Source organism: Paracoccus sp. SSJ (assembly GCF_030234105.1).
Classification (GTDB): domain Bacteria; phylum Pseudomonadota; class Alphaproteobacteria; order Rhodobacterales; family Rhodobacteraceae; genus Paracoccus; species Paracoccus denitrificans.
Genome location: NZ_JASSPE010000013.1, coordinates 122,772 through 132,514, shown reverse-complemented (window position 1 = coordinate 132,514; position 9,743 = coordinate 122,772). Strand labels below are relative to the sequence as shown.

Genomic DNA, 9,743 nt, shown 5'->3' with positions numbered 1-9,743 from the left:
TGATCCCGGCCCGCGGAAACAGGTCCGAAACAGGCATCATCGCAGAGCCGATAATGCCAAAGGCATGCTCGATCCCGTGCAATTGAAGGGTTTTGACAAAAGACTCCTCAGTCGTCATCTTCATGGCTTCTTCCTTTCAAGCGGCTTTGGTGGTGTCGGCGCCGCCTTCGGTGCGGCGGTCCTCGAGGACCAGGCGCGCCAGCTTGGCGCCGATCATCATGGCCGGGGCATTGGTGTTGCCCGAGACGATCTCGGGCATGATCGAGCAATCGGCCACCCGCAGGCCGCGAATGCCCCGCACCCGCAGGCGCGGATCGACCACGGCGCGCGCATCCGCGCCCATGCGGCAGGTGCCGGTCGGATGGTAGATCGTGGTCGAGTTCATCCGCGCCCAGTCCAGGATCTCGTCATGGCCCTGCACGTCGGCGGTCGGGCGGAATTCCTCGGAAATGGCGGATTTCAGCGGCTCGGTGCGGGCGAGCTTGCGGGCGATCTCGATCCCCGCGACCAGGGTGTCGCAATCGGTCTGCGTCGCGAGGTAGTTCGGCGCGATCACCGGCACGGCCGAGGGATCGGCCGAGCGCAGCGTGATCGTGCCGCGGCTTTCCGGCCGCAACTGGCAGACCGATTGCGTGAAGGCCGAAAACGGATGCACGCCCTCGCCCGGGCTGTCGGCGGACCAGGGCTGGATGTGGAACTGGATGTCGGGCGTCGCGAGCCCCGGCCGGGTGCGCAGGAAGCCGAAGACCAGGCTGGCCGCCATGGTCATCGGTCCGGTGCGGAAGAGCGCATATTCCAGCCCGATCCTGGCCTTGTTGACGAGGCTGCGCACTTCGTCGTTCAGCGTCGCCTCGCGGCATTTGAACACCAGCCGCGCCTGCAGGTGGTCCTGCAGGTTGCGGCCCACCTCGGGGGAATGGTGCTGCACGGCGATGCCCAGGTCGCGCAGGTGATCCGCGTCGCCCACCCCCGAGAGCATCAGGATCTGCGGCGAGCCGATGGCGCCGGCGCACAGGATCACTTCGCGCGCAGCGCGGATCACCTGCCGGCTGCCGTCGGGGCGCTGGATCTCGACCCCGGTGGCGCGGCCCTGCTCGATCACGATGCGGCGGACAAGCGAACGGGTGACGACCTGCAGGTTCTGCCGGTGGCGGATCGGACGCAGGAAGGCCACCGCCGCCGAGCAGCGCCGCCCCTTGTCCACCGTCAACTGGAAATGGCCGACGCCGTCCTGCACCGGGCCATTGTAATCGGGGTTATAGGGGATGCCGTTGGCCTTGGCGGCCTCGATCCACAATTCGCAGATGCGGCGGCGCAGGCGCGGGTCCGAGACCTGCAGGGCGCCATGCATGCCGCGACCCTCGCCCTCGCCGCGCTGGAAGGTTTCCAACTCCTCGAACAGCGGGCCGACCTCGCGCCAGGACCAGCCGTCGTTGCCCATCTGCGCCCAGCGGTCGTAATCCTCGCGCTGGCCGCGGACGTAGAGCAGCCCGTTCAGCGAGGACGAGCCGCCCAGCACCTTGCCGCGCGGCCAGTGCAGCGAACGGCCGGCCAGCCCCGGATCGGGCTCGGTCTCGTAGCACCAGTCGAAGCGGGGGTTGTGCATGGTCTGGAAATAGCCGACCGGGATATGGATCCAGGGGCTGCTGTCGCGATTGCCTGCCTCGAGCAGTGTGACCCGCACGGCCGGATCGGCCGAAAGCCGGTTGGCGACGACGCAACCTGCCGAACCAGCCCCGACGACGATGTAATCCGGCACGTTTGCTTCATGGCTCATGATCTTGATCCTTATGGGACGATGCGCGCCCCGACATCCTGAGGGGGTTTCCGGGCGACCCGCGAGGTGCAGGCCGCCCGGCTGGCGGTCAGCGGCGCTCGCGCCGGCCGATGAGCATGGCGCAAACCATCGAGACCAGCCCGGCAAAGACCACATAGGTGCAAAGCCAGAAGGGGTCGTTGTCGTTCGCCGCCATCAGCCAGGTCGCGATCATCGGCGTGATCCCCGAGGCAAAGATGCCCGAGAACTGGTAGACGAAGGACACGCCGGTATAGCGCACGCTGGGATCGAACAGGTCCGAGAACAGCGCGGCCTCGGGGCCGTAGCACATCGGGTAGACCACGCCGAAGGGCAGCACGATGCCCAGCACCACCAGCAAGGGATCGCCCGAGGACATCAGCGCAAAGGCCGGGAACACGCTCAGCGCCAGCAGGGCCGAGCCCATCGCATAGGTCCGCGGACGCCCGATCCTGTCCGAAAGCCGGCCGAAGAACGGGATGCAGAACACCATCACAATGGCCGCGCCCGACACCGTCCACAGCGCGAAGGACCGCTCCAGCCCCACGTATTGCGTGAGGTAGAGGATCGAGAACACCGCAAAGACGTTGAAGAACACGCCGTCGATATAGCGCGCGCCCATGCCCAGCGTGACGTTGCCCGGATAGCGCTTGATCATGTCCACGAAGGGCAGGCCCTGGTCCTTGGCCCGCGATTCCGCCTTGGCCTTCTTGAACTCGGGGCTTTCGCCGATATTGCTGCGGATCCAGGTGCCCAGCACGACCAGCACGATCGAGGCGATGAAGGCGGTGCGCCAGCCCCAGGCCATGAAGGCCTCGTCCGGCAGCATGGTCAAGAGCGCCATCACGCCCGAGGCCATGAACAGCCCCAGCGACAGGCCGATCTGCGGGATCGAGGCATAGAAGCCGCGCTTGTGCTCGGGCGCGAATTCATGGGCCATCAGCACCGCGCCGCCCCATTCGCCGCCGATGCCGATGCCCTGGGCCACCCGCAACACCAGAAGCAGGATCGGCGCCAGGATGCCGATCTGGTCGTAGGTGGGCAAAAGGCCGATCAGCACGGTGGCGCCGCCCATCAGCAGCAGCGTCAGGACCAGCATGGTCTTGCGGCCGATGCGGTCGCCGAAATGGCCGAAGACCAACCCGCCCAGCGGGCGGGCGACAAAGCCCACGGCGAAGGTCGCATAGGCCAGCAGCACCGAGATCGTCGGGTCGTCCGCCGGAAAATACAGCTTGTTGAAGACGATCCCGGCCACGACGCCGTAAAGAAAGAAATCGTACCATTCGATGGTCGATCCGACCAGGCTTGCGAACACGACCTTTTTGACATCGTGTTCCCGGCCGCCAAACGCGTTGGCGCCGGCGGTGGTTACCGCCATGACATCCTCCCTGATGCTGAGACGTTGCTTCGATTTTCAATCGTCTGCCCGGCGAGTCCTCCTCTCGCCGATGAGCGGAGGTTGCCTCAGCCTGCCGATTCATGTCAAAGCATTTTTGGTAGTCATACTCTCATTTTTGATTGTTCATATCTTGATCCGGGCGGTTGGAGCCACGCTTGCAGCGATGTAGAGTCGGACCGGGAACCGATGGAAAAGCACGATCATGACGAGTATTCAGGACAAGCCCTCCCTGCCGCCGAGCTTTCGGAATCTTCAGATTCTTGAGGTTCTTGCCAGCGAAGGGCGGCCCCTGACGGCGACCGAGATCAACGCCGCGCTGGGGCTGCCGGTGCCGACCATCCACCGGCTGGTCGGCAACCTGGAAGCCGAGGGTTTCCTGAGCCGCCATATCGACGGGCGCAGCTATCAGCCGGGGCCGAAACTGCGGCAGATGATGCAGGGGGTGATCCGGTTCTGGCATCAGAACCTGCCGCAGCGCGACGTGCTGATTCGGCTGAACCAGCGGCTGGGCGAGACCTGCAACCTGTCGATCCCCGACGGCGATGCGATGCTTTACGTCGACCGGGTCGAGACGCATTGGCCCTTGCGGATCCAGCTTCACGTCGGCTCGCGCGTGCCGCTGCATGCGACGGCGGCGGGCAAGCTGTGCCTGTCGCTGATCAACGACGGCAAGCTTGAACGCTATCTGAAACGCGCCCATCTGACGGCTCATACCGGGCAGACGATCACCGAGCCGGACAGGCTGCGCGAGGCGCTGCGCCAGATCCGGCAGCAGGGTTATTCGACCGATTCCGAGGAATTCGTGCCCGGGATGATCGCCGTGGCCGTGCCCGTGCTGGACCGCTCGGGCCAGTTGGTCGCGACGGTGTCCTTTCACGCCCCGGTCCAGCGGCTGACCCTGGCCGAAGGGCTGAAGCACCTGCCCGACCTGCGCGCCGCCGCCGAAGAGTTGACGCAGCTGATATAGGCGATCCGGGCCGCTGACAGGCAGGGGTGGCCATGTCTTGACCGCCCCGCACCGGATCGACAGGGCGCGGCATACCATCCCGACGTGATCGAGGCGGCGGGACCTGCCCGGCCCTGGCAGGCCCCCTTTCCGTTCCAGCCGGTCGCTAGGCCAGATGACAGGCGACCGCCTGTCCGGGCGCAAGCTCGCGCAGGGTCGGCATCCGCCGGCGGCAATCCTCGACCGCGAGCGGACAGCGCGAGGCGAAGCGGCAGCCTTTCGGCAGGTTCACCGGGCTGGGCGGATCGCCCTGCAACCGCGCGCCGCCGCCCCTGCGCCGATGCTCGGGCGCCAGCGAGGGCGCGGCGGCGATCAGCGCCTGCGTATAGGGATGGCGCGGCGCGGCGAAGATCTGCGCGGCGGGCGCCTTTTCCACGATCTGGCCCAGATACATCACCGCAATCTCGTCGCAGACATGGCGCACGACGCCAAGGTCGTGGCTGATGAACAGATAGGTCAGCCCGGTTTCGCGCTGCAAGCGGCGGATCAGGTTCAGGACCTGCGCCTGCACCGCCACGTCCAGCGCCGAGACCGGCTCGTCAAAGACGATCAGGTCGGGCCTGGTTGCCAAGGCCCGCGCCAGCCCGATCCGTTGCCGCTGCCCGCCCGAGAACTGGTGCGGGTAAAGCGATTTCAGCTCGGGGCGCAACCCGACCTGGGCCAGCAACTCCTCGACCCGCGCGTCGCGGCCCGATGGCTCGCCCAGGCCCAGCAGGTCCATGGGTTGGCGGATGATCCGCCCGACCCGGTCGCGCGGGTTCAGCGACGAGAATGGGTCCTGGAACACCATCTGGAAGCGCGGCCGGGTGCGGCGCAACTCCTCGCCCTCGATGCGGCTGATCGGCGTGCCGTCCAGGTCGATCTCGCCGCCGGTGATCGGGGCCAGCCGCATGACGGCCAGCGCCGTGGTGGTCTTGCCCGAGCCGGATTCGCCGACGATGCCCAGCGTCCGGCCGCGCCGGATGTCGAAGCTGACGCCATCGACAGCATGGACCGTGCCGCCATGCGCAGTCGGGAAATGCACCTTGAGGTCGCGGACGGAAAGAAGCTGGTTCATGCCGGGACCTCGCCGGATTCTAGCTGGATGCAGGCGGCCGAGTGATCCCCGGACATGGCGACATGGCGGGGTTGGGCGGCAAGGCAGGCATCGACGGCCAGCGCGCAGCGCGGCGCGAAGGCGCAGCCCCGGCCCAGGTCGGTCAGCGCCGGCACGATGCCGGGGATCTCGGGCAGGTCGGCGTCGGGGTCGGCATCGACGCGCGGAATGCTGGCCAAAAGGCCCCGGGTATAGGGATGGCCGGTATTGTCCAGCACCGCATCGGCCGGGCCGCGTTCGATGATGCGGCCGGCATACATCACCGCGACCTTGTCGGCCATTTCCGCCACCGCGCCCATGTCATGGGTGATCAGGACGATGGCGGTGCCGGTCTGCTGGCGCAACTCGTCCAGCAGGCCGAAGATCTGCGCCTGCACGGTCACGTCCAGCGCCGTCGTCGGCTCGTCCGCGATCAGAAGCTTCGGCTCGCAGGACAGCGCCATGGCGATCATCACCCGCTGGCGCATGCCGCCGGACAGCTGGTGCGGATAGGCCCGGGCGCGCAGCTCCGGCTCGGGGATGCCGACGGCGCGCAGCATCTCGACCGCGCGGGCGAAGGCGGCCTTGGGGCTGGCCTTCTGGTGCAGGCGCACCGCCTCGGCGATCTGCTCGCCGCAGGTGAAGACCGGATTGAGCGAGGTCATCGGCTCCTGGAAGATCATGGCGATATCGCCGCCGCGGATCCTGCGCAGTTCGGACTGGCGCAGTCTGGTCAGGTCGCGGCCCTGGAACAGGATGCTGCCGCCCACCACCTTGCCGGGGGGCGAGGGGATCAGGCCAAGGATCGACAGCGCGGTCATGCTCTTGCCGCAGCCGGATTCGCCGACGATGGCCAGAAGCTCGCCCGGGGCGACGCTGAAGGACACGTCGTCCAGCACATGGGCCACGCCGCGGCGGGTGGCGAAATCGACCTTGAGGTTGCGGATGTCCAGAACGGGTTCGGTCACCATGGTTCAGCGCTCCCTCATCCGGGGGTTGAAGGCGTCGTTCAGCCCGTCGCCGACCAGGCTGACGCCCAGCACGGTCAGGAAGATCATCGCCCCGGGCAGCGTCACCACCCACCAGGCGTCCAGCAGGTATTCGCGCCCCGAACCGATCATCAGCCCCCAGGACATGACGTTGGGGTCCGACAGGCCCAGGAAGCTGAGCCCAGCCTCGAACAGGATGGCCATGCCGATGGTCAGCGTGGCCGAGACGATCAGCGGCGGCAGGGCGTTGGGCAGGATCACGCGCCAGATGATGTTGCCGTCGCCCGCACCGATGGCGCGCATGGCGCTGACATATTCCAGCGTGCGGATGCGGCGGAATTCCGAGCGGGTCAGCCGCGCGGTCTGCGGCCAGCTGACGATGCCGATGGCCAGCGCCACGTTGACCAGCGTCGGCTGGAACAGCGTGACGACCACCATGGCGAACAGCAGCGGCGGCAGCACCTGGAAGAATTCGGTCACGCGCATCAGCATGTCGTCGACGATGCCGCCGTAGAAACCGGCATAGGCGCCGATCACCACCCCGATCAGCATGGTGATCGCTGCTGCGGCAAAGCCCACGGCCAGCGTGGCGCTGCCGCCCTCGATCAGCCCGGCCAGGATGTCGCGGCCAAGGTTGTCGGTGCCCAGCGGGATCGTCGCCTCTTCGCCCGGCGGCGTCAGCGGCGCCCAGACGATCTCGAACGGATCGACCTGGTAGAGAAAGGGGCCGGCAAAGGTCATCAGGATGACCAGCCCCAGCAACAGCAGGCCCAGCATGGCCGAGGGGCTGCGGCGAAAGATGTCCCAGGCTTCGGCCATGGGACCGCGGGCGGCTGGAACCGTGGTTCTGGCGGGCGCGGTCATGTCTCAGCGACCTCCGGCAAGGCGCGGATCCAGCAGACGCGAGACGAAGTCGGTCAGCAGGTTCGCGATGATGACGATCAGGGTGGAGAAGAACAGGATACCCAGCACGGTCGGATAGTCGCGCGCCAGGATCGACTGGAAGGCCAGCGTGCCCAGGCCCGGCCAGCTGAACACCGTCTCGACCAGCACCGCACCCGAGATGATGGCGCCGAACTGCATGCCCGCGACGGTCACGACCGGCAGCAGCGCGTTGCGGAATGCGTGGCGGCCAAAGACCTGCCGCTCGCCGACGCCCTTGGCGCGGGCGGTGCGGATGTAATCCGCCCCCAGCACCTCCAGCATCGAGGCGCGGGTCAGCCGGCTGTATTGCGCCAGATAGACCATCCCCAGCGTCAGCGCCGGCAGCACCAGGTGATGGGCGATGTCCAGCGCCCGGACCAGCGGGCCGCCCTGCTTCACCACGTCGATCATGCCGGCGATGGGGAACAGCGGGATGGTGGCGCCGAACAGGATCACCAGCATCAGCCCGGTCCAGAACACCGGCGCCGAATAGCCGACCAGCGACAGCACCGTGACCAGCGCCGAGGCGATGCCGCGCGGATTGCGCGAAGCAAGCATGCCCAGCCGCGTGCCGAGGATCATCGCGAAACCCAGCGCCGTCGCCACCAGAAGCAGCGTCGGGCCCAGCCGCGACAGGATCAGGTCGACCACCGGGCGGTTGTAGAAATAGGACATGCCCAGGTCGCCCTGCAGCGCGCGGCCCAGATACAGCGCCAACTGGGTCGGCAGCGGCTTGTCGAGCCCGTATTGCTGGCGGATCGCGGCCATGACTTCGGCGCTCGCGCCGCCCATCTCGCCGGCGATGACCTCGGCCGGATCGCCGGGGGCCAGCTGGATCAGCAGGAAGTTCAGGACAAGCACGGCAAGGATCAGGGCGGCTGCATAAAGCAGCTGCCGCAGGATACGTCGATACATCGGGATTGCCTCCGCCGGTTACTGCTTCAGCCAGACCTCATCCATCGGCCCCATCGCGCCCCAGATCGAGACGGGCGGGTTCTGCACGGCCTGCGACCAGACCGTGTGATAGGGCACCTCGTTGATGAAATGGATCGGGATGTCGGTGGTGATCTGCTTGAACGCCTGCGCGTAAAGCTCCTTGCGCCTGGCCAGGTCGGGCTCGACCCCGGCTTCGTTCAAGAGCTTGTCCACGTCCTCGTTGCAATATTGCTGGGTGTTGGACCAGATGATCCCCTCGCGGATGTTCGAGCACAGATAGGTCCGGTTCACCCCGATCACCGGATCGCCCCAGTTGAAGACCTGGTCCATGGTCATGTCGAAGTCGTAGGAGGCCACGCGCTGCGCCCAGGTCGGGAAATCGGGCGAGGCGCGCACGGTGACCTCGACCCCCGCCTTGGCCAGCGCCGCCTTGACATATTCGGCGATGGCGCGCTGCTGTTCCTCGTTGTCGGGGATGTAGTCGATGCGCAGCTTCAGCGTCTCGCCCCCCTCGCCGAAGCCCGCCTCGGCCAGCAGGGCCTTGGCCTTGTCCAGGTCGAAATCGTAGCGCTCGACCTCCTCGGTATGGAAGGGGCTGCCCTGCACGACCGGCTCGACCGCGGGCTTGGACAGGCCGGAATGCAGCGCCTTGGTGACGAAGTCGCGGTCGATGGCGTGGGCGACGGCCTGGCGCACGCGCACATCCGACAGCGCCGGGCTCTTGGTGTTGAAGGCCAGCCAGTTCACCGGCCCGATCCCGGCATAGCCCTGGTCGGTCACGGTCATGGCGCCGGACTTCTCCAGCCGCCGGATCAGCCGGGTCGAGTCGAGCAGCGGGAAAAGCTGCGCCTCGCCGGATTCCAGCGCCAGCACGCCGGAATTGGCATCCTGGTATTGCCGGATCACGATGCGGTCCAGATAGGGCCTCCCCTCCAGGAAAAAGCCGTCATGCCGTTCCAGGATGATGTGCTGGCCCGGCTCGAACGCGGTCACCTTGAACGGACCCGAGCCCACGGGCAGGTTGTTCTTGGGGTTCGACTTGATGTCCTGCCCGTCGTCGAAGACATGCTTCGGCAGGATCGGCGTCAGCGCCGAGGACAGCACCAGCAGGATCGCCGGATGCGGCTGCTTCATGCGGATGACCACGGTCTGCGGATCGGGCGCCTCGAAAGCCTCGACCGGCTCCAGCATGCTGGAGAAGGGATGGTTCTCCTTGACCACGCCCAGCGACCAGACCACGTCCTCGGCGGTGATCGGCTGGCCGTCGTGGAAGGTCGCGCCGCTGCGCAGCGTCAGGGTCAGCACCTTGCTGTCGTCGCTGAATTCCCAGCTTTCGGCCAGGTAGGGCTGCGGCTCGAAATCCTCGCCATAGCGCAGCAGCGTGGCGAAGATCTGCGCCGCCGGCACGCCGGTCGCGATGCCCGATTGCACGGCGGCATTCAGGTGGCGCGGCTTTTGCACCGAGGCCACGACCAGCGTGCCGCCCGTCTGCGCCTCTTGCGCGGAAAGCGAGGGGGCGGTGCCGAGCGCGGTCAGGGCGACCGCGCCGGCCAGCAGGAACCGGCGGGAAAAGGCGGGGATGGGGGTCATCTGGATCTCCTGTTGGGCGCGCGCCGAAT

The 9,743-nt window shown here is 67.1% G+C and carries 8 protein-coding genes; 1 reads left to right on the top strand and 7 read right to left on the bottom strand.

Annotated elements, in window-relative coordinates; all coding sequences use genetic code 11:
• Positions 1-136: 136 nt before the first annotated feature.
• Positions 137-1,777 carry a GMC family oxidoreductase gene (locus QPR87_RS15135; RefSeq protein ID WP_230999954.1) on the bottom strand — a complete coding sequence of 547 codons (1,641 nt, stop codon included), beginning with the start codon at positions 1,775-1,777 and terminating at the stop codon, positions 137-139.
• Between the two features lie 88 nt (positions 1,778-1,865).
• Complete coding sequence (locus QPR87_RS15130) at positions 1,866-3,173, bottom strand: MFS transporter (RefSeq protein WP_285050112.1); 1,308 nt, start codon at positions 3,171-3,173, stop codon at positions 1,866-1,868.
• Between the two features lie 223 nt (positions 3,174-3,396).
• Between QPR87_RS15130 and QPR87_RS15125 the strand changes: the two genes are divergently transcribed.
• On the top strand, positions 3,397-4,161 hold the full coding sequence (locus QPR87_RS15125; RefSeq protein ID WP_104492856.1) for an IclR family transcriptional regulator: 765 nt from the start codon (positions 3,397-3,399) through the stop codon (positions 4,159-4,161).
• Positions 4,162-4,306: 145 nt separating this feature from the next.
• Here the strand turns inward: QPR87_RS15125 and QPR87_RS15120 are convergent, their stop codons facing one another.
• Genes QPR87_RS15120 through QPR87_RS15100 form a run of 5 tightly spaced genes read right to left on the bottom strand, consistent with a single transcriptional unit; the run spans position 4,307 to position 9,714 of the window.
• Positions 4,307-5,257: an ABC transporter ATP-binding protein gene (locus tag QPR87_RS15120; protein WP_230999955.1), complete on the bottom strand. Its 951-nt coding sequence runs from the start codon at positions 5,255-5,257 to the stop codon at positions 4,307-4,309.
• Complete coding sequence (locus QPR87_RS15115) at positions 5,254-6,246, bottom strand: ABC transporter ATP-binding protein (RefSeq protein WP_285050109.1); 993 nt, start codon at positions 6,244-6,246, stop codon at positions 5,254-5,256. Before QPR87_RS15115 ends, QPR87_RS15120 begins: the two co-directional genes overlap by 4 nt.
• Positions 6,247-6,249: 3 nt before the next feature.
• On the bottom strand, positions 6,250-7,083 hold the full coding sequence (locus QPR87_RS15110; RefSeq protein WP_041530461.1) for an ABC transporter permease: 834 nt from the start codon (positions 7,081-7,083) through the stop codon (positions 6,250-6,252).
• A gap of 48 nt (positions 7,084-7,131) precedes the next feature.
• Entirely contained in the window at positions 7,132-8,103 is a 972-nt protein-coding gene (locus tag QPR87_RS15105; protein ID WP_285050107.1) for an ABC transporter permease, read from the bottom strand.
• 18 nt (positions 8,104-8,121) lie between these two features.
• On the bottom strand, positions 8,122-9,714 hold the full coding sequence (locus QPR87_RS15100; RefSeq protein WP_104492853.1) for an ABC transporter substrate-binding protein: 1,593 nt from the start codon (positions 9,712-9,714) through the stop codon (positions 8,122-8,124).
• Positions 9,715-9,743: the final 29 nt, after the last annotated feature.